Genomic DNA, 23116 nt, shown 5'->3' with positions numbered 1-23116 from the left:
ACAGCGGCCCACAGCGGGCGCGCTCGCCGCTCCGGGCGGCGGGTTCCGGTCTCCCGCAGGCCCCTGCTTGCACCAGCACAGTGCGTACCCCCCTGACGATGCACCAGCATTGGTTCGCAGCGTGCCCTCGGCTACCATGGCAGCATGCCGCCAGACTTGCCTTCACTGCCCGTTACCGACGTACTGCCAGCGCTGCGTGAGGCGCTGGCTGCGGGTCGTGATGTGGTGTTGGAGGCTCCCCCGGGTGCGGGCAAGACCACGCTGGTACCCCTGGCCCTCCTCGCAGACACATGGCTGGCGGGGCGATCCATTCTGTTGGTGCAGCCACGCCGGGTGGCCACTCGTGCGGCAGCGGCGCGCATGGCAGACCTGCTGGGCGAGGCAGTGGGTGAACAGGTGGGGTATCGCATGCGCCTCGAGAGTCGGGTCAGCGCCCACACCCGCGTCGAAGTGGTTACCGAGGGTGTGCTCGCCCGAAGGTTGCAGGGCGACCCCGGGCTGAGCGGTGTGGGTCTGCTGATCTTCGACGAGTTTCATGAGCGCAATCTCGACGCGGAACTGGGCCTGGCGCTTGCGTTGCAGAGTCGTGAACTGTTTCGCGAGGACGATCCGCTGTCCATCGCGGTGATGTCTGCCACCCTGCAAGGCGTGCCGGTGGCAGACTTGCTGCGCGATCCCTGCGTGTTGCAATCGCGCGGTCGACAGTACCCGGTCGAGATCGAACACGGCCCCGGTCTTTCCCTCGCCGAGCCGATCGACGCCGCCGTGGCAAGTGCCGTACGGCACGCGCTGGCGAAGCGGGATGGCAGCGTGCTGGTGTTTCTCCCCGGGCAGGCGGAAATCCAGCGGGTGCACCGCCGGCTTGCGGACACTGCGCTGGATGCGCGCGTTCTGCCGCTCTACGGCAGCCTTTCGCTGGCGCAGCAACAGGCCGCGATTGCCCCGTGTGAGCGGGGGCAGCGCAAGGTGGTGCTGGCAACCAATATCGCAGAAACCAGCCTGACGATAGAGGGTGTCACGACCGTGATCGACACTGGGCTGGAACGCCAGGCGCTGTTCGATGCGGGGAGTGGCACCACGCGCCTGACCACGCGGCGTATTTCACAGGCCTCCGCTGCGCAGCGCGCCGGACGGGCCGGGCGCCTGGCCCCGGGCTACTGCTATCGGCTCTACAGTCCGGCGCAGCACGCTGCCCTGCAGGAGCAGCGTGTGCCGGAGTTGCGGCAGTCGGATCTGGCACCGCTCGCGCTGCAGCTGCTGGCCTGGGGCGTTACCTCTCCGGAGGAACTGGCCTGGCTGGAGGTGCCCCCCGCGGCACACTGGCAACAGGCGCTGGATGTGTTGCAGCGCTGCGAGGCGGCATTTCCCCGTACATCGGGTCCGTGGCAGCTGACCCAACACGGTGTGCAACTCGCGAGCCTGCCCCTGCACCCGCGGCTGGGCCATATGTTACTGCGTGGGCTGACGATGGGTGCGGGTGAGACCGCGGCCTTGCTCGCGGCGCTGCTTGCCGAACGCAACCCTTTCTCCAGCGCCGGGGTGGACCTGGGTCCGGCGCTCGCCAGCCTTCAGGGCGAGACCCCGCGGCGGGGCCCACTGCGCGAGTGGCATCGGCGCACCCGGCAGCAGGCCCGGCGTTACCGTGAACTGGCTGACGCGCTGCCGGAGGCGCCGTCCGTGGCCTCGTCAGCGCTGGGCGAGGGGCCGCTGCCCGCAGAAGAGCAGTTGGCGGTTCTCATTGCGCTGGCCTGGCCGGAGCGTGTGGCCTGTGCCCGGGAGGGCGCTGCCCCGGGGCGCTTCCAACTGGCCAATGGTCGCAGCGCCAGTCTGGCAGATGACGATCCACTGGCAGCTTCGCGGTGGCTGGCCGTGGCGGACCTCGGGGGTGTCAAAGGCCAGTCCGAGGACCGCATTTACGCGGCGGCGGCGCTCAATGTCGCGCGTTTTGACGACGTGCTCGCGCCGTTGGCAGGTGAGCTGGATCGCGCTGAATGGGATGAAGGTCGCGATCGGTTTGTCGCCGAACGCAGGCGGCAGGTGGGTCGATTGCTGCTGTCGCGACAGCCGCTCTCCAGCGTGCCGCCGGGTGCTCGCAACCAGGCGCTGCTCACGCTGCTGCGCCGGCGCGGGCTGGGCATGTTGCCCTGGACACCCTGGTTGCAGCAATGGCGGGCCCGGATCAAGCTGTTGCGACGTTTGCAGCCCCATGGCCCCGATGCGTCGTGGCCAGCGCTGGATGACGTCGCACTGCTCGCGACGCTGGAGGAATGGCTGTTGCCGCACCTGGGAAGTATCGCGCGGGCCTCGGATTTCGCCCGGCTCGACCTGCACAGCATCCTGTCTGTCCTGCTGCCCTGGCCTCTGCCGCGGGAACTGGAGCGTCTGGCCCCCGAGCAGATCGAAGTCCCCTCCGGCAGCCGCCTGCGCATTGATTACAGCGGTGATACGCCGGTGCTGGCCGTAAAATTGCAGGAAATGTTTGGCTGTGAGGAAACGCCCCGGATTGCCAACGGGTTGCAGCCACTGCAGCTGCACCTGTTGTCGCCGGCCCGGCGCCCGCTGCAGGTGACCCAGGACCTCGCCACCTTCTGGCGCAATGTCTATCCGGACGTAAAGAAGGAGATGAAGGGGCGCTATCCCAAGCACCCCTGGCCGGATGACCCACTGAGCGCGGTGGCCACCCGCCTGACCCGCAACCGCATGCCGGGGGGGTGAGCGCCGGCGCGGCTTCAGTGAACCGCGCTGCTCTCCAGGTCGGCGGTGAGGGAATCGCGTATCACGCTGTCTATCTCAAAAGCCGCCACGGGATAGGCGGGGTGATCAATGCCGGCCTGGATCGGTTCACCCTGCTTGGCGGCGGTGATCATGTCCGGGGTCAACTCAAAGCGCATGAAATGCACCGAGGAGGTCTTCACCTCATTGCTGCGATCGAGATCCTCATCGGCTATCGCATAAACACGCTCCCCATTGCCAACCTGCAGCCATACCTTGTCCTCAATCCCGATCATTTCGGCGAGGCGCCGGGCCCGCTCCGCGGGATCGCTGTATTCGATCATGAAGGTCGCTTTCCAGTTGTGTCCGTCGGGGATCAACGGATTGTAGGCGTCCAGTTCCTCGTTGATGCCCGCGGCCTCGAACACCTTCTCGATGCGCAGCATTTCCTGTATCTGGTATTTGATGGTCAGCGCATCTTCGAAATAGAGGCGGGCATGCTCTCCGAGAGCCAGCTGACGTTTTTTCTTGTGCTCCAGCACCTGGCTGCGAAAACGGGGGCGCTCCTCTGCGTACTGCTCCAGCGACCAGAGGTCGGCGCGGGTTAAATGACTCATGGGGGGCTCCTTGTGATTACAGGCCGTAGGCCATGCGCAACAGCGTCATGGGATGTTCCGCCCTGTCGACCTTGTCCGACAGGTTGGCAATGTGCGTGGCCGCCATTGGACAATCGCTCATGAAGTGGTCGGGCTCCTGCTGGTCCACCTTGCGTACCACGGGCCGTGCAATTTTAATCGACTTGTCGCGTGTTTCCTGTTTGATGGCATAGGTGCCGTCATGACCGGAGCAGCGCTCCTGGGCGGTGACGGCGGTGCCCGGGACCAGTTGCAGCACATCGCGGGTTTTCAGGCCGATGTTTTGCACTCGCTGGTGGCAGGCCACCTGGTAGGCGATATCCCCCATCGCGTTGGGGAATTCAGTGTGCAGCGCGCCGCCCTTGTGGCGCAGCCAGAGATACTCGAAGGGGTCGTAGAACGCCTCCTTGACCTTCTGGACATCGGGGTCCTCGGGGAACAGCAGCGGCAGCTCCTGCTTGTACATCAGTACGCAGGAGGGGATCGGTGCGATGAGGTCGTAACCCTCATCAACCAGTTTTGCCAACACCGGAATATTGGCCTTCTTCAGCGTCTCCACCGCGTCCAGGTCGCCGAGCTCCAGCTTGGGCATGCCGCAGCACTTCTCCTTGGGCACGATATCGATGTGAATACCGTTGTGCTGGAAGACCTTGACAAAATCCTCGCCAATTTCCGGACTGTTGTAATTACCGTAGCAGGTGGCGTAGAGCGCCACCTTGCCGGTGGTTTCTCCCACCGCCTTGGGCTCCAGGTTGCGCACCAGCGGCTTGACCCGCTTGCGCAGCGTATTGCTGTTGAAGGTCGGTACCGGTGCCTCGTGGTGAATGCCGAAGCCTGACTCAAGCGCCTTGCGAAAGGTGCCGTTCCTGTTCAGCGCATTGACTGTGATGTCGACCAGAGGAATTGTCGCCAGGCCAAAGGTGCGGTCGGTGCTGGTCAGGACCCGGTCGCGCAGGCGTGCGCCCTCTTTGCGGAAATGCACCGCCTTCGCACGCAGCATGAGGTGCGGGAAGTCGACAGCCCACTCGTGCGGCGGAACGTAAGGGCACTTGGTCATGTAGCAGAGGTCACAGAGGTAACACTGCTCGACCACCTTGTGGTAGTCGGACTTCGCAACGCCGTCCACTTCCATCGTCTCGGATTCGTCGACTAGGTCGAACAGGGTAGGGAAGCTGTCGCAGAGGCTGACGCAGCGCCGGCAGCCGTGGCAGATGTCGTAGACACGCTCCAGTTCGGCGTCGAGTTTCTCCTGGTCCCAGAAATCCTCTGAGCGCCATTCAACCGGGTGTCGTGTCGGGGCTTCCAGGCTTCCTTCTCTCACGGCGAGTTCCTCGTGTGCGGGGTGTCAAAAAAAACGGGTTCGCAGGGGAGCCACGAACCCGTTTTCAGGTACAGCGACGGTGGTGCCGGCGGGAGCCGGCGACCGGTTCAGGCGTCCAGCGAATCCAGCGCTTTCTGGAAGCGGTTGGCATGACTGCGTTCGGCCTTGGCCAGTGTTTCCATCCAGTCGGCGATCTCATCGAAGCCTTCGTCGCGCGCTGTCTTGGCCATACCGGGATACATGTCGGTGTACTCATGCGTCTCGCCGGCGATGGCCGCCTTCAGGTTGTCGGCGGTGGCGCCGATCGGCAGGCCGGTCGCCGGGTCGCCGGTTTCCTCGAGGTACTCGAGGTGACCGTGGGCGTGACCGGTTTCACCTTCTGCAGTGGAGCGGAATACTGCAGCCACATCGTTGTAGCCTTCAACGTCCGCTTTGGCCGCAAAGTACAGGTAGCGGCGGTTGGCCTGGGACTCACCTGCAAACGCATCTTTAAGGTTTTGTTCTGTTTGACTGCCTTTCAAGGACATGGCGTTTCTCCTGTTGACGATTACGTGCCGGCACAGAGGTGCGGTAGCCTTAAGCTATGCCATTGGCAGCTATTCGTCTAGTTGAAAAAATGGTTAAATCTGATCGATAAAAACGATTGAGAATGTATGAGCAGACAACCCACATTGAAGCAACTGCGCTACTTGTGCGCAGTCGCAGAACACGCCCATTTTGGTCAGGCCGCCAAGGCCTGCCATGTCAGTCAGTCGACCCTCAGCGCCGGCATTCTTGAGCTGGAGGATACGCTGGGTGTTTCTCTGGTGGAGCGCAACAACAGGCAGGTGTTGCTGACGACGCTGGGTGAGGATGTGGTGCGCCGCAGCCAGGATCTGCTGCGTGACGTTGAAGATCTCGTGACCTTGTGTGACGCCGCGGCGGAACCTTTCTCCGGCAAAATGCGCCTCGGGGTTATTCCCACGGTGGCGCCCTTTATCCTGCCACGCCTGCTCAACCGGTTGCGCGAGCAGCACCCGGCCTTTCAACTGTTCATTCGCGAGGACCTCAGTCAGCACCTGCTGACAGCGCTGCATCACGGTGAGCTTGACGTACTGCTGTTGGCGCTGCCCTTTCCCGCGGAGGGGGTGGAAACCATGACGCTGTTCAGCGACGAGTTTCTGCTGGCCAGCCCACCGGGTCACGAACTCGCCAGTCAGCCTGTCGTGCGCACGGCGCAATTGAAGGGGGAGGGCCTGTTGCTTCTGGAAGATGGCCACTGCCTGCGCGAGCACGCGCTCGAAGCCTGCAAGCTGCGCGATTCCGATGTGTCTGTGCCGTACCAGGCCACCAGCCTCAACACGATTGTGCAAATGGTCGCCAACGGTATCGGCATTACGCTGCTGCCGCGCATGGCCCTGGATGCGCACATCCTCTCGGGGACCAATGTGTGCATCAGCGAATTCAGCGAGCGCAATGTGGCGCGCAGCATCGGCCTCATGTGGCGGCGCAAGACGCCGCGACGGGCGGAGTTCAGGATGCTGGGTGATTTCGTGCAGAGTTGCCATGCGGTCTAGCAGGTGGCCCCGCGGCGTCCTCCCGTGCTCGGCACGCGCAGTCGCGCGTCGCGGCCGCCTGGTGTATCCCCCGGCAGGGGGCTGCCGAAGCATTGTCAACCGAATCCGGAGTGGAAAATGATCCCAACGCAAAAGCAACGTCAGCGCGCATTCATGCCGTGCGCACTGGCCTGCCTGTCTCTGTGGAGCACCCTGTCTGTGGCGGATGCGGGGATGCGGCAACCCACGGAGATCCGTGAACCCTGCCGGCACGTCGTGCCCGAACGGCAGGCACTGTTCGGAGACCTGCATGTGCATACCAGCTACTCTTTCGATTCCTATCTGTCCAGCCAGCGCCGTGATCCCTGGGACGCCTACGGTTACGCCAGGGGTGAGCCGATCACGCTGCCTGATGCAAACGGCGAACAGTCGATTGTTGCGCGTATTGGACGGCCGCTGGATTTTGCGGCCGTCACGGATCACGCCGAGTTTCTCGGGCAGATCGATGTGTGCACCATGGACGCGAGAAAACTCGGCTACTGGTGGCCGCATTGCGCGATGACTCGCGCGCAGGGACTCTGGCCCCAGTTGCTGGCCGCGCACTGGTGGACCCGGCTTGGCGGCCAGCTGGAGGTACCGCCGCAAAAGTCTTTTGCCTGCAAGCTGTCTGACTGCGACGCCGCAGAGCTCAATGCCTGGGGCAGTATTCAGCAGGCGGCGGAGGCGCACTACGATCGCAGCGCGGCGTGTACATTCACCACCTTTGTCGGCTACGAGTACACGGAGGCCTTTGACCAGAAGAACATGCATCGCAATGTGATTTTTCGCAATGCAAACGTGCCCGAGCGACCGGTCTCGGTCTACGACACCTACGAAAAAGGTTTTCCCGACCTCTGGCAGAAATTGCGCGAGCGCTGCATCAACGCGGGCACAGGCTGTGATGTGTTGTCCATCCCGCACAATCCGAACCTCTCCGGCGGGTTGATGTTCCGTGATCCGCGCACGGTCCAGGAGTTGGAAGACAGGCTGTTCTTTGAGCCGGTTGTTGAGTTGATACAGCACAAGGGGGCGTCCGAATGTCGCTTCGACAGGCTCAGGGGGCTGGGCCTGGATACGGTGGATGAAGCCTGCGATTTCGAGCAGATTCCCGCGGACAACCTGAACATGATGGGCACAATTCAGGGCGAGGTCCTGACCGAGCGCGCGCGGGAGGTACCGCTGGAGCTGTTTGCGCCCCGCAATATGGTGCGCAATGCGTTAAAGGCCGGCCTGCAACTGGAAGATACCCTGGGAAGCAACCCGTTCAGGCTGGGGTTCATTGGCAGTACGGACACGCACAGTGCCGCGCCCGGTGGCGCGGAGGAGAACAACTACCCCGGCCACCTGGGGCGTCGCGACGCGGAATACGCCAACGTGCAGGATCACTTCTACTCCAACCCCGGTGGTCTGGCTGTGGTGTGGGCTGAGGAAAACTCCCGGGACAGCGTGTTCGAGGCCATACGGCGCAGGGAAACCTACGCCACCAGTGGTACGCGCCCGCTGGTGCGCTTCTTTGCCGGCAGCTACCCGTCCGATATGTGCGAAGACCCGGACATGCTGAGCAACGCCTACGCGCAGGGTGTCCCCATGGGCGGCCACGTGCAGACGCCCACCGAAGAACTGCGCTTTCTGGTGGTCGCCGGCAAGGACACTGGCACGGAGCGCTACCCCGGAACCGACCTGCAGCGGGTGCAGGTGGTGAAGGGCTGGGTTGACCGCGATGGCGCGGCGCGCGAGCGCGTGTTCGACATTGCGGGCGACGCCGACAACGGCGCCACGGTGGATCCACACAGCTGCGCGCCTGTCGGCGAGGGTCTGAAACAGAGTTGTGTGGTGTGGCAGGATCCGGACTTCAACGCCACGGAGGACGCCTTCTACTATGTCCGTGTGCTGGAAAACCCCACGTGCCGCTGGAGCACGCTACAGTGCCAGGCGGCGGGGGTGAACCCGCTGTCAACGGCGTGTGCGGCACAGGCCGAGGCCGCGACAGCGCGGGCGCAGGCGCAGGGCGCGTCGGGTGATGTCTACGGTCGCTGTTGCCTGGCGGCGGCAGAGGAGCCGTTCTATTCGCCGGTCATTCAGGAGCGGGCCTGGTCCTCGCCGATCTGGGTGTCGGGGCGCTCCGGGCTCTAGCAGCCTGTCGGACTCAGGGCATCGTCGCGAGGCGTGTGGGAATCGAGGGCAGAACGTCGATCGTTTGAGGCGAATAGTGGTGACTATTTAACGAAAACGAGCGGGATTCTGGACCGATTCCCATCAGCCGCAGCAGATGAGCCTGGGTCCGACAGGCTGCTAGGCCTGCCCGCGCAGGATTCGCGCGCGAAAGTTGCGGCCCTTCATCCGGCCCTGCTGGAGGATGTGCAGTGCGTCGCCAGCCAAGCCCCGGCGCACAGCCACGAACGCGCAGCGGTCCTGTACGGTGATCTTGCCCACCGCGGAACCTTCAATACCGCCATCGCCGGTGAGCGCGCCGAGAATGTCCCCGGGACGCAGTTTCTGTTTTTTGCCGCCGTCGATTTGCAGCGTGACCATCGGTGGCTTGTAGCCCGGGGTCTGCAGCAGCTTCGCCGGGGGCAGGTCTGAGGTTTCTATCCGGTCCTCGAGCAGGGTTTCGAGGCGCGCCAGCTTGTGCCGTTCCTGCTCGCTGAACAGGGTGCAGGCCAGTCCACTGCCGCCTGCACGTCCGGTGCGGCCGATGCGATGGATGTACACATCGAGGTCCCGGGGAATCTGAAGGTTGATCACGGCGTCCAGCGCATCGATATCCAGACCCCGTGCGGCGACATCGGTGGCGACCAGCACGGAGAGACTCTTGTTGGCAAACTGGATCAGCGTGTGTTCGCGCTCCCGCTGCTCCAGATCGCCGTGCAGGGCCGCGACACTGAAGCCTTCGCGTGCCAATGCGCTGGCGACCCGCGCACAGTCCTCACGCGTATTGCAGAAAACCACGGCTGACTCGGGGCGCTGTTCCAGCAGCAGCAGGCGCAGAGCGGTCAGACGCTCGGCATCGTCCACGGGGTAGAACAGCTGGGTAATGGTGTCGCTGCCGTGGGTGGCGGCCACCTGCACCTGCTGCGGTTCGCGCATGATGCGTTGAGCCATCGCCGCAATACCGGGTGGAAATGTCGCGCTGAACAGCAGGGTCTGCCGTTCTTCGGGCACGTGTTCCAGGATGGCGTCCAGCGCGGGTTGAAACCCCATATCGAGCATACGGTCGGCCTCGTCCAGCACCAGGGTGCGGAGCTGTTCCAGCTTCAGCGTCCCTTTGCGCAGGTGCTCCTCCACGCGGCCGGGGGTGCCCACGACGATATGCGCGCCGTGGGCCAATGAGCCGATCTGCGGGCCGATTGGCGTGCCGCCGCAGAGAGTGAGCACCTTGACGTTGTCGATGGCGCGCGCCAGCCGGCGCAGTTCCCCGGCCACCTGGTCTGCCAGTTCCCGGGTCGGACAAAGCACCAGCGCCTGCACCGCGAAGTGCTTTTCTGCCAGCGACTGCAGCAGGCCCAAGCCAAAGGCGGCGGTTTTTCCCGACCCCGTCTTGCCCTGGCCGATGACATCGCGTCCCGCCAGTATCGGTGGCAGGCTGCCTGCCTGGATCGCTGTCATCGACAGGTAATTCAGTGAGGCCAGATTGTCGAGCAGGGCCGGGCGCAGAGCCAGCGATGCAAAGGATTCAATGGTCAAGGTGTGTCCTTCTGTGGCGTCTGGCGCCGTCGGTTGCAGCGTGTGCGGCTAGCGCTGACGCTTGCGTGCTGGGTTGCGGGGCAGCCCATTGTGCTGGGTGGCGAATGTCTGTGTGTCGGCCGGTACTTTGGCGTGGCGCTTGGCGGGCTGCCGCGGGGGAACCAGGTGAAGCTTGCCGTTCCCGATCAGGTCGGCGCGTCCCATTTTTTTCAGTGCCGTGCGCAGTTCCGGCCAGTTTTCCGGGTCGTGGTAGCGCAGGAATGCCTTGTGCAGGCGCCGCTGTGACAGCTTGCGCACGGTCGGCATGGTGTCGCTGTGGCGGGTGACGCGCTTCAGCGGGTTTTTGCCGCTGTGGTACATGGCCGTGGCCGTCGCCATGGGCGACGGATAAAAGGTTTGTACCTGGTCGGCGCGAAACTTGTTGCGTTTCAGCCACAGTGCCAGATTCATCATGTCCTCATCGCGGGTGCCGGGGTGGGCGGCGATGAAGTAGGGAATGAGGTACTGCTGCTTGCCGGCCTCCTTTGAATACTTGTCGAACATGACCTTGAACCGGTCATAGGTGCCCATGCCGGGCTTCATCATTTTCGACAGGGGGCCGTCTTCCGTGTGCTCCGGGGCGATTTTCAAATAGCCGCCCACATGGTGCTTCACCAGTTCCTCGACGTAGGCGGGTGTTTCCACGGCCAGGTCGTAGCGCAATCCCGATGCAATCAGCACTTTCTTCACGCCACTGACCGCGCGGGCCCGGCGGTAGAGGCTGATCAAAGGTGTCTGGTCGGTATCCAGGTTTTTGCAGATGCCCGGGTATACGCAGCTGGGCTTGCGGCAGGCGGCCTCGATCGTCTTGCTTTTGCAGGCGACGCGCCACATGTTGGCGGTCGGGCCACCAAGATCCGAGATCACACCGGTGAAGGCCTTGGAGGTATCCCGGATGCGCTCCACTTCGCGGATGATCGAGTCCTCCGAACGGTTCTGGATGATGCGCCCCTCGTGCTCGGTGATGGAGCAGAAGGTACAGCCACCGAAACAGCCGCGCATGATGTTGACCGAGTGACGAATCATCTCGTAAGCCGGAATACGCGCGTCGCCGTAGCTGGAGTGGGGCAGGCGTGTGTAGGGCTGTTCGAACACCAGGTCCAGTTCGTCGGTTTCCAGCGGAATGGGCGGAGGATTCAGCCATACATCCCGATCGCCGTGTGCCTGCACCAGCGGGCGCGCATTGTAGGGGTTGGTCTCCTTGTGCAGGATGCGCGAGGCGTGGGCATACAGGGCGGGGTCGTCGCGCACTTGCTCGTAGGCGGGCAGGCGAATCACGCTTGGCTGGTCGCTTTCCGGTCGGTCGAGGAGACGCACGGCAGCCACCTCCTGGACAGCGCCGGCGGCAGCCTCGGAGGTTTCGGCACAAGCGGGGCTGCTGGTGTCGATGTAGGGATTTATCGGCGGGTCGACAGGGCCCACAACGTCGATATGGGTAGAGTCGATCACGCGGTATTCTGCCGGCAGCCGCTTGCAGACGAAGGCCGTACCGCGCACATCGCGGATCTGCTGAACCGGTTCCCCGGCGGCTATCCGGTGCGCCACATCGACCAGTGCCCGCTCGGCATTGCCGTAGAGCAGCAGGTCGGCCTGGGCGTCGAGCAGTATGGAGCGGCGCACCTTGTCGCTCCAGTAGTCGTAGTGGGCGATGCGCCGCAGGCTCGCTTCAATACTGCCAATGATCAGTGGCACATCCCTGTAGGCTTCACGTACACGCTGGCTGTAGACAATCACCGCTCTATCCGGGCGTTTGCCTCCCACATTGCCCGGCGTGTAGGCATCGTCATTGCGCCGCTTGCGATCCGCCGTGTAGCGGTTGATCATGGAGTCCATGTTGCCCGCAGAAACGCCAAAGAACAGGTTGGGGCGCCCCAGGGCCATGAACGCGTCGGCGCTGGTCCAGTCGGGCTGGGCGATGATGCCCACCCGGAACCCCTGGGCCTCCAGCGTGCGACCGACCACAGCCATGCCAAAGCTCGGGTGATCCACGTAGGCATCGCCGGTGACGATAATGATGTCGCAGCTGTCCCAGCCCAGGGCATCCATCTCCGCACGGGACATGGGCAGTTCCGGCGCGGGTCCGAAACATTCCGCCCAGTACTTGCGGTAGGAAAACAGGTGCTTGACGTCAGCGTTGTTCGACATGGGTGTGAGGAGGATATCGGTGGCAGTGTGACCTGCCATTATACGTGATTGGGCCGGGTTCTGCCGCGCAGCGACAGCCGACCGGCGGTATTATTCCGCATCCCCGCCATGGCGCGGTCGTCTCTGGTAGAATTTCGCGCGTGTTTTCCCAGCCAGATGTTGCCGCCATGTCCAGTGATCTTGCCCCGCCGCTCGCCGCCAGCCACCAGCCCCTGGTGGCCTTCGCCAACTGCGAGCTTGTTCGCATGAGTGACACGGCGGTGCTGGTGATCAACCGCGACAACAATCGCCAGCAGATGATGGCGCCCCAGGTGGTGCAGGGGCTTACCGGCTGCACCACGTTTCGCACGATCGCCGAACATGCCGCGCTGCTTGCCGCAAGCCGGCCCGAGCTGCAGGGGCGTCCCGAGCTGGCGGTGCAGGCACTTGAGGGGCTGCTGGCCAACGGCATGTTGTTGCGCGCCAGCGACGCGGCGGAGCGGCTTTCCGGCGACGCGGGTCCGGAGCCGGCAGCCACCCGTGTGTTCCTCATCACCTGTGATCGCCCTGCGGCCGTGGAGCGCCTGCTGGAGTCCCTGCTGCGCAACGGCAAGCTGACGCGGCACGAAGCGCTTTACCTTATTGACGATTCGCGCGAGGCAGAATCGCGGGCCGCCAATCGCGAGCTGGTGGCGGGCTTCAATACCCGCAGTCCCGTTGACATGCGTTACGTCGGCGAGGCCGCACAGCAGGTATTGCTTGAGGGGCTGATCGCCAGCACGCCCGGTGCCGAGGCAGGTCTGCGCTTTCTGCTCGACCCTGCCCAGTGGTCCGGCCAGAAAACCTACGGGCGCGCCCGCACACTGAGCCTGCTGCTGTCGGTCGGTTACCGTGCCATCGTGATGGACGACGATGTGCTGTGTCAGGCGCTGCTGCCGCCCGTGAGCGAGCCGGGGCTTGCTATCGCCGGCTCGGCTTCGCGCCAGGCCGCTTTTTTCGCCGACCGCGATGCCCTGATGCAGGCAGCAGTGCCGGCAGACTTCGACCCGCTGAGCGGTCACGCCAGCCTGCTGGGGCGCACAGTCGGCGCCACAGTGGCGGCGGCCTGTCCCGATGGGCTCTCCGAGCAGCAGTTGCACGGTGTGAATGCTTCCCTGGTCAGCGTACTGGAGGCGTCGGCGCCGATTCTGGTCACCCAGTCCGGTTCCTGGGGCGATCCGGGCACGTCCTCTGTGCACTGGGTATTGTCCCTGCAGGACGCTTCCCTGACGCGCCTCCTGGGCCAGGAGGCATCGCTGGTTGATATCATCGAGAACCGCTGCAACTGGTTGGGAAGCCCGCGCCTGTCACTGATCAAGATGGCCTCCATGTCCCAGGTGACGGGGCTGGACAACAGCGCCTTGCTGCCGCCGTACTTTCCCGCGTTCCGGGGTGAGGATCGCCTGTTCGGTGCCATGGTCGAAGCCATTCATCCCCGCGCTACGGCCCTGGAATACCCCTGGTGCGTGCCCCACCTGCCCGTAGAGGGGCGGCATTTCAGCATCCGCGAGCCCATCGCTGCTACTGGCGGCGTGTCCCTGTTCGCCCGTTTTCTCACAGACCATATCGATTACAAGGATGCCTCGGGTCCACTGCTGCGCCTGCGTCACGTCGCCGAGGATGCGCGGCGCCTCGCCGCGCGCTCGGATCGCGACCTGCTGCTGGATTTTCGCACAGAGGTGGCCCGGGGCCACGCCAACCAGTTGGGCATGGTGATCGATCAGCGCCAGAAGGCCGCAAAAATTGGCTCCGAAGCCTGGTTGGCCTACCTGCAGCGCGCGCTGGACGAAACCCAGGCGCTGATTGCACAGCCGCAGTCTCCGGCCATGCTGCACGGTGTCCCCGAGGGCAGCCGTGAAGACCAGTTGCTGGAAACGTTTCGTCAATACGCCTGCGGCTTTGCCGATGCGCTGGACCACTGGGCTGCGGTACGGGAGGCCAGTGTCGGGGTCGCCGCCCGGCTGGATCAGGCCGGGGAATTCATGGCCTGAGGTTCAGCCGGCCGCGCAGACTTCAGCGACAGTATCCACCATGGCGGCGGTGAGTGTGGCCAGGTCCGTCTCGTTCATGATGTAGGGCGGCATGCAGTACACCAGACGACCGAAGGGGCGTATCCAAACACCCCGCTGTACGAACAGCGGCTGTATCTGGCGCATATCCACCGGCTCGGCAAGCTCGATAACGCCGATCGCGCCCAGGGTACGCACATCGCTGACGCCGCGGATCTCCCGCGCCGGCGCCAGCCCTGCCTCGAGTCCGCTCTGCACACGCTGAACACAGCGCTGCCAGGGCTGTGAGAGCAGCAGCTCCACACTGGCTACCGCGGTCGCGCAGGCAAGTGGGTTGCCCATGAACGTTGGCCCGTGCATGAACGCACCGGCCTCGCCGTTGCTGATGCCATCGCTGATGCGCCGGGTGCAGAGGGTCGCCGCCAGCGTCATGTAACCTCCGGTCAGGGCCTTGCCCAGGCACAGTATGTCGGGTTCGACGCCGGCGTGCTCCAGTGCAAACAGTTTGCCCGTGCGGCCAAATCCGGTGGCGATTTCGTCATATACCAGCAGCACGTCGAAGGCATCGCAGAGCGCGCGCAGTCGCACCAGATAGTCGGCCGAATAGAAGCGCATGCCACCGGCACCCTGGACAATCGGCTCCACGATCACGGCGGCAAGTTCCCGGTGATGGCTGGCCAGCAGTTCTTCCATGGCCGCCATGGCACTGTCGTCGCAGGCCTCACCAAAAGGGGTTTCCGGGGCGGGCGCAAAATGGTGTTTCGGCAGTACGTCACCGAACAGGTGATGCATGCCGGTGACCGGGTCGCAGACCGACATCGCGCCGAAGGTGTCACCGTGATAACCGTTGCGCAGGGCGAGGAATTTCTGCTTGCCGGGTTGGCCGACCGAGTACCAGTACTGAATGGCCATTTTCAGAGCAACTTCCACGGCCACCGAGCCGGAATCGCTGAAAAAGACCCGTTCCAGTGCCGGCGGCGTGATGTCGGAGAGCAACTGCGCCAGGCGCACTGCCGGTGCATGTGTCAGGCCGCCGAACATCACGTGTGACATTGACTCCAGCTGCGCCTGCACAGCGCGGTTGAGCACCGGGTGGTTGTAGCCGTGTATGGCGCACCACCAGGAGGCCATGCCGTCAATGAGTTCGCGACCATCGCTCAATGTCAGCCTTACACCGCGCGCACTGCGCACGGGATACACTTCCGGCGGGTTGGTAGCCGAGGCGTAGGGATGCCAGATATGCGCGGCGTCTGCGCTCTGCAGCTGTGTCCAGTCGTGTACCGTTGCTGTCACAGAATCTCCAGCAGGCTGTCGATGATGTTGTCCAGCAGGCGCTGCTGCGCAGCTGCCGTGGGGTGAATGCCGTCGTCCTGCATCAGCGTTCCATCCGTGGCCACGCCGTCGAGGATGAACGGGCCCAGCTGCGCGCCGGTGCGGCTGGCCACGATGCGGAAACTGTCGCGGAAGGCTTCGGTGTAGCGCGCGCCGTAATTCGGCGGAATCTCCATGGGCAACAGCAGCACGCGGGCACCGGCCTCCTGGGCCAGCTCTGTCATGCGCTGCAGGTTGCTGCGTATCTTCATGGGCGGGTGGCCGCGCAGGCCATCATTGCCGCCCAACTCCAGCAGCAACACCTCTGGGTTGTACTGCTCGAGCAGGCCCGGCAGCCGGCGCAGCCCGCCCCCGGTGGTCTCGCCGCTGATACTGGCGTTGACCACAGTATACTCGGGGTGACTGCTGCGCAGACGTTCTGCCAGCAGGCTCACCCAGCCCTGTTCGAGAGACATACCGTAGGCAGCGCTGATACTATCCCCCAGCACCAGAAGGGTTCTGTCTGCCTGCGCCATGCCCGGCCATGCCAGCAGCAGGCACAATCCGGCGGCGCGTGTGGTGCGTATCAGTGCGAAAAGGAATCGCGACATGATCAAGGCTGAAAATCTCCAGAAGCGGGTGCCGATGGGCGGCAGCGAGCTGGAGATACTGAAAGGGATCACTCTGGAAATCAAGTCGGGGGAGTCGGTGGCTATCATCGGCGCCTCCGGATCTGGCAAATCCACCCTGCTTGGCCTGCTTGCAGGGCTGGATGAAGCGAGTGCCGGACGCGTGGTTATTAACGGCACGGACATCACCGCACTCGACGAGGACCAGCGTGCGGTGTTTCGTGGCCAGCATGTGGGCTTTGTGTTCCAGTCATTCCAGCTGCTGCCGGCACTGACGGCGCTGGAAAATGTGATGCTGCCGCTGGAGCTGCAGGGGCAGGGCGACGCGCTGGCCCAGGCGCAGGCGTTTCTGGAACGCGTCGGCCTGGCGGGCCGCATCCAGCACTACCCGCGGCAGATGTCGGGCGGAGAGCAGCAGCGGGTGGCCATCGCCCGCGCCTTTGCCAACAATCCCTCGATTCTGTTTGCCGATGAGCCGACGGGCAATCTGGACACTGCAACAGGTGGCCACGTCGTTGATCTGCTGTTTGAACTCAACCGGGAGCAGAACACCACGCTGGTGCTGGTGACACACGACCTGAGCCTCGCTGAGCGCTGTCAGCACCGGTTCCGCCTGGCGGCCGGCGCACTTGTTGACGGAGGCTAGGGCCGTGTCCATGACAGCAACCCGTATGCTGGCACGGGACTGGCGCGGTGGCGAACTGGGCGTGCTGGTGGCGGCGCTGGTGCTGGCGGTGGCGGTGGTCTCCGGGATCAGCGCCTTCACCACCCGCCTGCAGAGCGCGCTGGCGCAGGAGAGTCACCGTTTCCTCGCTGCTGACCGGGTGGTACGCAGCGGCAGCGAGGCGCCATTGGCCTGGCTGGAAGAGGCCGGGCGTCGTGGTCTGGATACGGCGCAGGTGCTGACATTTCCCTCCATGGTGTACGCCGGGGAGGAGGGCATGGTACTGGCTTCGGTGAAGGCGGTGAGTAGCCGCTATCCGTTGCGGGGAGAGCTGCGCTACAGCGAGCAGCCCTTCGGTCAGGTACAGGTTGCCACCGGTGGCCCGGCCGCAGGTACAGTGTGGCTGGACTCGCGACTGTTCCCGCTACTCGGTGTCGCCATCGGCGATACCGTGAGCGTCGGTGAAGCGTCGTTCCGGATTGCGGCGGCGGCGCGCACGGAACCCGATCAGGGTGGCTCCTTTCTCGGCCTGGGGCCGCGGGTGTTGATGCACTACGACGACATTGCGGCGACCGCCGTGGTGCAGCCCGGTAGCCGGGTGGAGTATCGGCAGCTGTTCGCCGGCGAGCCGCCGGCCGTGGAGCGCTTCGAACGCTGGCTGGCCCCGCAGTTGGAAGAGGGGCAGCGGCTGCTGGACGTCAACGAGGGTCAGCCCGGGCTGGGTCAGGCCCTGCAACGTGCCGAAAGTTTTCTGCTGCTGGCCGGCAGTCTGGGTGTCGTGCTCGCGGGGGTGGCAATAGCGCTTGCCGCGCGGCGTTTCAGCGAGCGTCACAATGACTATGTGGCAATCATGAAAAGCCTCGGGGCGACATCTGCAAACATCACGCGTCTCTACGGGCGCAGCCTGTTGCTGTTGGGCGTGGGTGCCACTGCACTGGGGTGTGGCCTGGGTTGGGCCCTGCAGTCCGCTTTTTTCACCCTGTTCGGGGAGCAGTTGCCGGTGACTCCGGGCCCCGCGGGCGTGCGTCCCTACGCCATCGGCGCAGCGACCGCGCTGGTCTGCCTGCTGTGCTTTGCCTGGCCGCCCTTGCGCCGGTTGAGTCAGGCGAGTCCCCTGCGCGTGCTGCGGCGTGACATGCCCCAGGAACAGCGCCGCACGCTCCTGGATTACGCCGTGGGGCTCAGCGCCGTGTCGGGCCTCATGTGGTGGTACAGCGGCGACTGGAAAATCACCCTGGCGGTCCTGAGCGGGCTGGCGGTCACTGTGCTGCTCGGCCTCGGTCTGGCGCTGACCCTGCTGCGGGGCGGACGGCTGGTTGGCATGAGCGCTGGCAGCATCTGGCGCCTGGCGCTGGCGGGTCTGCAGCGGCGCGGCACCGCCAATGCGCTGCAGGTGGTAATCTTCGCCATGGCGATCATGTTGCTGCTGGTGCTCCTGCTGGTGCGTACCTCCCTGATCGACGCCTGGCAGACCCAACTCCCCGAGAATACCCCCAACCACTTTGCGTTGAACATCGCGCCGGAGGATGTGCAGGGTGTGGAGCAAATGCTGCGCAGCCGCGAGATACCCGGCGCGCCGCTGTACCCGATGATTCGCGGCCGTATCCTCAGCGTCAACGGCGAAGACCTGCCGCAGACAGACGACCAAGAGGAAGGGCGCCGGCAGCGCGAAGCAAACTTTACCTGGGCAGATACGCTGCCCGCCGACAACAGCCTGCTCGAGGGGCGCTGGTGGGCGCCCCACAGCGACGCTGCCGAGGTGTCGCTGGAAGTGGAATTTGCCGAGCGTTTTGCTGTGGGGCTGGGCGACCGGATCGGCTTCCAGGTGGGCTCCGAGGCCTTTGAGGCCACCGTCACCAGTATCCGCGAGCTGGACTGGCAATCCTTCAATCCCAACTTCTGGCTGGTGTTTCCGCCGCGCCTGCTGGCGCCGTACCCAGCCACCTTCATGACCAGTTTCTACCTGCAGCCGGAGCAGAAGCCCTTTCTCAACGGCTTCATACGCCAGTTCCCCACGGTCACCGTGGTGGAAATGGACGTGGTGGTGGAGCAGGTGCGCGGGATCGTCAGCCAGGTGTCCGCGGCGGTGGAGCTGGTGTTGGCAGTTATTATGGCCGCCGGTGCCCTGGTACTGGTCGCCGGGGTTCAGGCCAGCGTGGACGCGCGCATGCACGAAAGCTCCATCCTGCGTGCGCTGGGGGCCCGTCGGCGACTGGTGCTGGGTGGGCTGTGGATCGAGTTTGCTGCGCTGGGGGTGTTCGCCGGCCTGCTTGCCACGGTCGGCGCGGAGCTCTCAGTGTACATACTGCAGGCACAGGTCATGGGCATGGCCTATGCGCCCTCGCCCTGGATGTGGCCCCTGGGCGTGGGGGGTGGCGCCGTGCTGATTGCAGGGCTGGGCGTGTTCAGTTGTCGGCGGGTGGTGTCCAGTCCGCCGCTGGCGGTGCTGCGGGAGCTCTGACCGGAGCGACGGGTCAGTGCGTACTGATACCGTCGATAAACGTCTGCACGCTGAGCTGGATCTGGCGCGGCAGGTCAATGTGCCGCTTGAACAGCTGCGGTGCGTCAACCAGCAGCGTGGCAAGGCCGTGAATGCCCGCCCAGGCGGCGTTGGTGAGGTAGGCGATGTCGAGCTCGCGAAAGCTGCCGCGGGCAATACCGTGATGGAGAATGGAGCGCACCTGCTGGAAGGTGTCGCGGCTCGCTTCACGCAGTTCGGGATAGGCCTCCGCCGGTTGCACAGCGGGGCCGAACATGAGCTTGAACATCTGGGGGTAGCGCTCGGCGTAGGCGATGTAACTGCGCGCCAGGGCGTGCAATTGCTCTTCGGGGCAGTCGCCGGTGTCATCCGCCGCTTTGCGCAGATCGTTCAGCAGGCGCCGATAGCCGACGGCTGCAAGCGCCGCCAGTAGATCGCCCTTGTCGTTGAAGTGCCGGTAGGGCGCGGTTTGCGAGACGCCAACGCCGCGGGCCAGGGCCCGCAGGCTCAGGGCATCAGCGCCTGCAGCCTCAAGCTGCTCCAGCGCTGAATCCAGCAGCTCTGCCCGCAGGTTGCCATGGTGATAGCTCCGCTGGCGGGCAGAGGGTGTTCCTGTCGCTGCCATTCAGGGCAGCAGGTGCTGGACGGCGTCTCGCTCTTCGGCCAGTTCTTGCTCCGTGGCCTGCATCTTGCCGCGGCTGAACTCGCCGACGTCAACGCCCTGCACGATCTCCCAGTCACCGTTGCTGCAGCGGCAGGGGAACGAGTAGATCAGACCCTCGGCGATGCCGTAGGAGCCATCGGAATACACGCCCATGGAAACCCAGTCGTCACCGTCAGTGCCCAGTGCCCAGCTGCGCATGTGGTCGATGGCGGCATTCGCTGCGGAGGCAGCGGAGGACGCACCGCGCGCCTTGATGATGGCGGCACCGCGCTGCTGCACGGTGGGGATGAAGTCGTTCTCGTACCAGGCCTGGTCGACCAGGGAAATGGCTTTTTCGCCCGCCACTTCGGCATTGAACAGGTCGGGATACTGGGTGGCCGAGTGATTGCCCCAGATGGTCATTTTCTTCACATCATTGACCGTCTTGCCGGTTTTCTGGGCGATCTGGGTCATCGCACGGTTGTGGTCCAGGCGGGTCATCGCGGTAAAGTTGCGCGGGTTGATGTCCGGCGCGTTGCGCTGGGTGATCAGTGCGTTGGTGTTCGCCGGGTTGCCGACGACCAGTACCTTGATGTTGCGGCTGGCGTGGGCATCAATCGCTTTGCCCTGCACGGAGAAGATGGCCGCATTGGCTTCCAGCAGGTCCTTGCGCTCCATGCCGGGGCCGCGCGGACGGGCGCCGACCAGCAGGGCGTAGTCGGTATCCTTGAAGGCCACGGCAGGGTCGTCGGTGCAAATGATATTGGTCAGCAGCGGAAACGCGCAATCATCCAGTTCCATGCGCACGCCGTTGAGGGCTTCCATGGCCGGCGTGATGTCCAGGAGTTGCAGAATCACGGGCTGATCGTCGCCCAGCATGGCGCCGGAGGCGATACGGAACAGCAGCGCGTAGCCAATCTGGCCAGCGGCGCCGGTAACGGTCACTCGAACGGGTGCTTTCATGGGAAGAGAGTCCTCAAGGGTCGGGTGGTTGGCAAACAAGGGGGCGTCATTGTCGAGTGAAACGGGTGAAAAAACAAGCCGCTGCCTGTAAAATGGCGCCCCTCTCAGGCATTGGCGGCAGGCGGTTGTGCGCGAGCTCAGCAGAAAAGAACGAACAGAATTCAACAAGTTGCAGAAGCGTTTGCGGCGCAATGTCGGCAATGCAATCGCCGACTACGGCATGATTGAAGCGGGCGACCGCGTGATGGTGTGCCTGTCTGGCGGCAAGGATTCCTATGCCATGCTCGATGTGCTGCTGGCCTTGCGCAGCAGCGCGCCGGTGGACTTCGAGCTGATAGCCGTAAACCTTGACCAGAAGCAGCCCGGCTTTCCCGGGCACGTATTGCCAGCGTACCTCGAGCAGCTGGACGTACCGTACTACATTCTCGAAAAGGACACTTACAGCATCGTGCGCTCGGTGATACCTGAGGGCAAGACCACCTGTGGCCTGTGTTCGCGTTTACGTCGCGGCAGCCTCTACGGTTTCGCCGCCGATATCGGTGCCACCAAAATTGCGCTGGGACATCACCGCGATGATATCGTCGAAACCCTGTTCCTGAACCTGTTCTTCGGCGGCAGTCTGAAGGCCATGCCGCCGAAACTGCTCAGCGACGACCGCCGCAATGTGGTGATACGCCCCCTGGCCTACTGCAAGGAAAAAGATCTCGCGGCCTACGCGGATTACAAGGCCTTCCCCATCATTCCCTGCAATCTCTGTGGCTCGCAGGAAAACCTGCAGCGGGTGCAGATCAAGCAGATGCTGGCGGACTGGGAGCGACAGTATCCCGGACGCACCGAAACCATCTTCCGGGGCATCTGTAATGTGGCACCCTCACAGCTGGCGGATACGGCGCTGTTCGATTTCACCAGCCTGCGCGCGGAGGTTGATCGCGACCTGCACCTGCCCGCGATCCGCGTCGTCAACCTCTAGGTGGCGAGCGAGAGCGCGACAGGGGACGTGTTGCTCAGGGCCCGGGAACTGGGTCTGGAGCGGGGCGGGCGACAGCTGTTCAGTGGTATTGAGCTGGCACTGCAGCGCGGCCAGTTGGTGCAGGTCGAGGGTGCCAATGGCGCCGGCAAGACCAGCCTGCTGCGCATTCTTGCCGGGCTCTCGCGCTACGGTTTCAGCGGCAGCGTGGAGCGTTTCGCACCACAGCTGTTCCTCGGCCACCAGAGTGCGGTCAAGGGCTTGCTGACGCCGCGTGAAAACCTGGCGTGGCATGTGGCGGGGGAGGCGGGCTTCAGCCCAGAGGCCATCGATGCGGCGCTGGCAGCGGTGAGTCTGTACGGTTACGAGGATGTGCCGAGCCATGCGCTGTCCGCGGGCCAGCACCGGCGCGTCAATCTGGCGCGTCTGTTCCTGACCCGTGCACCGCTGTGGCTGCTGGACGAGCCTTTTACTGCCATAGATCGCGCAGGTGTCGCCGTACTTGAAGCGCGGCTGCTGGCGCATCTGCAGCAGGGGGGCGGCGTGTTGCTGACCTCACACCAGCCGATTGCCGTGGCGTACCCGCTGCTGCGCCTCGACCTTGCGACGGGAGCCCTGCAGTGATGCCTGCCTCTGCCGCCGGGTTCTGTTTTCGTCTGGTGCGCCGGCAACTGGTGCTCGGGTTGCGGCGTCCGGTAGAGCTTGGCAATCCGCTGCTCTTTTTTGCCATGGTGGTGGCCCTGTTCCCACTCGGCTTGGGTCCCGCACCTGACACGCTGGCGGATTTCGCCCCCGGCATCCTGTGGATTGTGGCGCTGCTCTCGAATCTGCTGACCTCTGATGCGGTATTCCGCAGTGACCTCGAGGACGGCAGTCTGGAGCAGCTGCTGTTGGCGCCCCAGCCGCTGTATTTTTCCGCACTGGCCTATGTGCTGGCGCACTGGCTGCTGACCGGGCTGCTGCTCGGGCTGGCGTCGCCGGTGTTTGCGCTGATGCTCGGCCTGGCGCCGACAGCCATTCCCGCGCTGGCCCTCAGCCTGCTGCTCGGCACTGCGGTGCTCAGCCTGATTGGCGGCATTGGCGGTGCGCTCACCGTGGGCCTGAAGCGAGGCGGCATGCTGATTTCCCTGCTGATCCTGCCGTTCTATATGCCGGTGCTGATCTTTGGCAGCAGCGCGGTGCAGGCCGCCCTGAACGGTAACCCGGCGGGGCCCTATCTGGCGATTCTGGGTGCGTTATTGTGCATATCCATCGCGCTGGCTCCGCTGGCCATCGCCGCAGGTTTACGCATCAGTGTCGATACCTGAGTAATTTCCTCTGATT

18 protein-coding genes are annotated in these 23116 nt (G+C 64.3%); 9 read left to right on the top strand and 9 right to left on the bottom strand.

Annotation, left to right across the window (positions count from 1 at the left end; translation table 11 throughout):
* Positions 1 to 156 precede the first annotated feature (156 nt).
* Positions 157 to 2715: an ATP-dependent helicase HrpB gene (gene hrpB, locus AACZ17_RS00385; RefSeq protein ID WP_290743775.1), complete on the top strand. Its 2559-nt coding sequence runs from the start codon at positions 157 to 159 to the stop codon at positions 2713 to 2715.
* A 14-nt stretch (positions 2716 to 2729) separates the two neighbouring features.
* Here hrpB and AACZ17_RS00380 read toward each other — a convergent pair whose 3' ends face one another.
* The 3 genes from AACZ17_RS00380 to AACZ17_RS00370 form a co-directional block, all read right to left on the bottom strand.
* Positions 2730 to 3329 (bottom strand): DUF3501 family protein, encoded by a 600-nt coding sequence (locus tag AACZ17_RS00380; protein ID WP_290743773.1) that lies wholly within the window; start codon positions 3327 to 3329, stop codon positions 2730 to 2732.
* A 16-nt stretch (positions 3330 to 3345) separates the two neighbouring features.
* The gene (locus tag AACZ17_RS00375; protein ID WP_290743771.1) at positions 3346 to 4668 is read right to left on the bottom strand and encodes a heterodisulfide reductase-related iron-sulfur binding cluster; all 1323 of its coding nucleotides are present in this window, start codon (positions 4666 to 4668) and stop codon (positions 3346 to 3348) included.
* Positions 4669 to 4775: 107 nt separating this feature from the next.
* On the bottom strand, positions 4776 to 5195 hold the full coding sequence (locus AACZ17_RS00370) for a rubrerythrin family protein (protein WP_290743769.1): 420 nt from the start codon (positions 5193 to 5195) through the stop codon (positions 4776 to 4778).
* A 126-nt stretch (positions 5196 to 5321) separates the two neighbouring features.
* Between AACZ17_RS00370 and AACZ17_RS00365 the strand changes: the two genes are divergently transcribed.
* Together AACZ17_RS00365 and AACZ17_RS00360 are read left to right on the top strand one after the other, a co-directional pair.
* Positions 5322 to 6224: a hydrogen peroxide-inducible genes activator gene (locus AACZ17_RS00365; RefSeq protein ID WP_290743767.1), complete on the top strand. Its 903-nt coding sequence runs from the start codon at positions 5322 to 5324 to the stop codon at positions 6222 to 6224.
* Positions 6225 to 6341: 117 nt separating this feature from the next.
* Positions 6342 to 8375, top strand: coding sequence for a DUF3604 domain-containing protein (locus AACZ17_RS00360; RefSeq protein WP_290743759.1), 2034 nt, complete (start codon positions 6342 to 6344; stop codon positions 8373 to 8375).
* 159 nt (positions 8376 to 8534) lie between these two features.
* Here AACZ17_RS00360 and dbpA read toward each other — a convergent pair whose 3' ends face one another.
* Positions 8535 to 9926, bottom strand: a complete 1392-nt coding sequence (gene dbpA, locus AACZ17_RS00355) for an ATP-dependent RNA helicase DbpA (protein WP_290743753.1) — start codon at positions 9924 to 9926, stop codon at positions 8535 to 8537.
* Positions 9927 to 9974: 48 nt separating this feature from the next.
* Positions 9975 to 12110 (bottom strand): YgiQ family radical SAM protein, encoded by a 2136-nt coding sequence (locus AACZ17_RS00350; protein WP_339637496.1) that lies wholly within the window; start codon positions 12108 to 12110, stop codon positions 9975 to 9977.
* A gap of 140 nt (positions 12111 to 12250) precedes the next feature.
* On the opposite strand from AACZ17_RS00350, the gene AACZ17_RS00345 reads away from it, so the two are divergent.
* On the top strand, positions 12251 to 14119 hold the full coding sequence (locus tag AACZ17_RS00345; protein WP_290743747.1) for a hypothetical protein: 1869 nt from the start codon (positions 12251 to 12253) through the stop codon (positions 14117 to 14119).
* A gap of 3 nt (positions 14120 to 14122) precedes the next feature.
* Here AACZ17_RS00345 and bioA read toward each other — a convergent pair whose 3' ends face one another.
* Together bioA and AACZ17_RS00335 are read right to left on the bottom strand one after the other, a co-directional pair.
* Positions 14123 to 15430 (bottom strand): adenosylmethionine--8-amino-7-oxononanoate transaminase, encoded by a 1308-nt coding sequence (bioA, locus tag AACZ17_RS00340; protein WP_290743743.1) that lies wholly within the window; start codon positions 15428 to 15430, stop codon positions 14123 to 14125.
* Positions 15427 to 16059 (bottom strand): arylesterase, encoded by a 633-nt coding sequence (locus AACZ17_RS00335; protein WP_290743741.1) that lies wholly within the window; start codon positions 16057 to 16059, stop codon positions 15427 to 15429. Before AACZ17_RS00335 ends, bioA begins: the two co-directional genes overlap by 4 nt.
* Between AACZ17_RS00335 and AACZ17_RS00330 the strand changes: the two genes are divergently transcribed.
* Both AACZ17_RS00330 and AACZ17_RS00325 read left to right on the top strand, forming a co-directional pair.
* Positions 16058 to 16723: an ABC transporter ATP-binding protein gene (locus AACZ17_RS00330; protein ID WP_290743740.1), complete on the top strand. Its 666-nt coding sequence runs from the start codon at positions 16058 to 16060 to the stop codon at positions 16721 to 16723. The two genes, AACZ17_RS00335 and AACZ17_RS00330, sit on opposite strands and share 2 nt — an antisense overlap.
* A gap of 10 nt (positions 16724 to 16733) precedes the next feature.
* Positions 16734 to 19202: an FtsX-like permease family protein gene (locus AACZ17_RS00325; protein ID WP_339637493.1), complete on the top strand. Its 2469-nt coding sequence runs from the start codon at positions 16734 to 16736 to the stop codon at positions 19200 to 19202.
* A gap of 13 nt (positions 19203 to 19215) precedes the next feature.
* On the opposite strand, the gene AACZ17_RS00320 is transcribed toward AACZ17_RS00325, so the two are convergent.
* Together AACZ17_RS00320 and AACZ17_RS00315 are read right to left on the bottom strand one after the other, a co-directional pair.
* Positions 19216 to 19845, bottom strand: a complete 630-nt coding sequence (locus tag AACZ17_RS00320) for a TetR/AcrR family transcriptional regulator (protein ID WP_290743736.1) — start codon at positions 19843 to 19845, stop codon at positions 19216 to 19218.
* The gene (locus AACZ17_RS00315) at positions 19846 to 20826 is read right to left on the bottom strand and encodes a malate dehydrogenase (RefSeq protein ID WP_290743734.1); all 981 of its coding nucleotides are present in this window, start codon (positions 20824 to 20826) and stop codon (positions 19846 to 19848) included.
* 127 nt (positions 20827 to 20953) lie between these two features.
* Here AACZ17_RS00315 and ttcA point away from each other — a divergent pair, with 127 nt between their 5' ends.
* Genes ttcA through ccmB form a run of 3 tightly spaced genes read left to right on the top strand, consistent with a single transcriptional unit; the run spans position 20954 to position 23100 of the window.
* A complete protein-coding gene (gene ttcA, locus AACZ17_RS00310; protein ID WP_290743732.1) occupies positions 20954 to 21796 on the top strand; it encodes a tRNA 2-thiocytidine(32) synthetase TtcA in 843 nt (280 codons plus the stop codon).
* A gap of 27 nt (positions 21797 to 21823) precedes the next feature.
* Positions 21824 to 22417, top strand: a complete 594-nt coding sequence (ccmA, locus tag AACZ17_RS00305; RefSeq protein ID WP_339637490.1) for a cytochrome c biogenesis heme-transporting ATPase CcmA — start codon at positions 21824 to 21826, stop codon at positions 22415 to 22417.
* A complete protein-coding gene (gene ccmB, locus AACZ17_RS00300; RefSeq protein WP_290744827.1) occupies positions 22417 to 23100 on the top strand; it encodes a heme exporter protein CcmB in 684 nt (227 codons plus the stop codon). Before ccmA ends, ccmB begins: the two co-directional genes overlap by 1 nt.
* The last annotated feature ends 16 nt before the right edge of the window (positions 23101 to 23116 follow it).

This window comes from uncultured Haliea sp. (assembly GCF_963973825.1).
In the GTDB taxonomy this organism is placed as follows: domain Bacteria; phylum Pseudomonadota; class Gammaproteobacteria; order Pseudomonadales; family Halieaceae; genus Haliea.
This window is presented reverse-complemented; position numbering and strand designations above follow the sequence as displayed.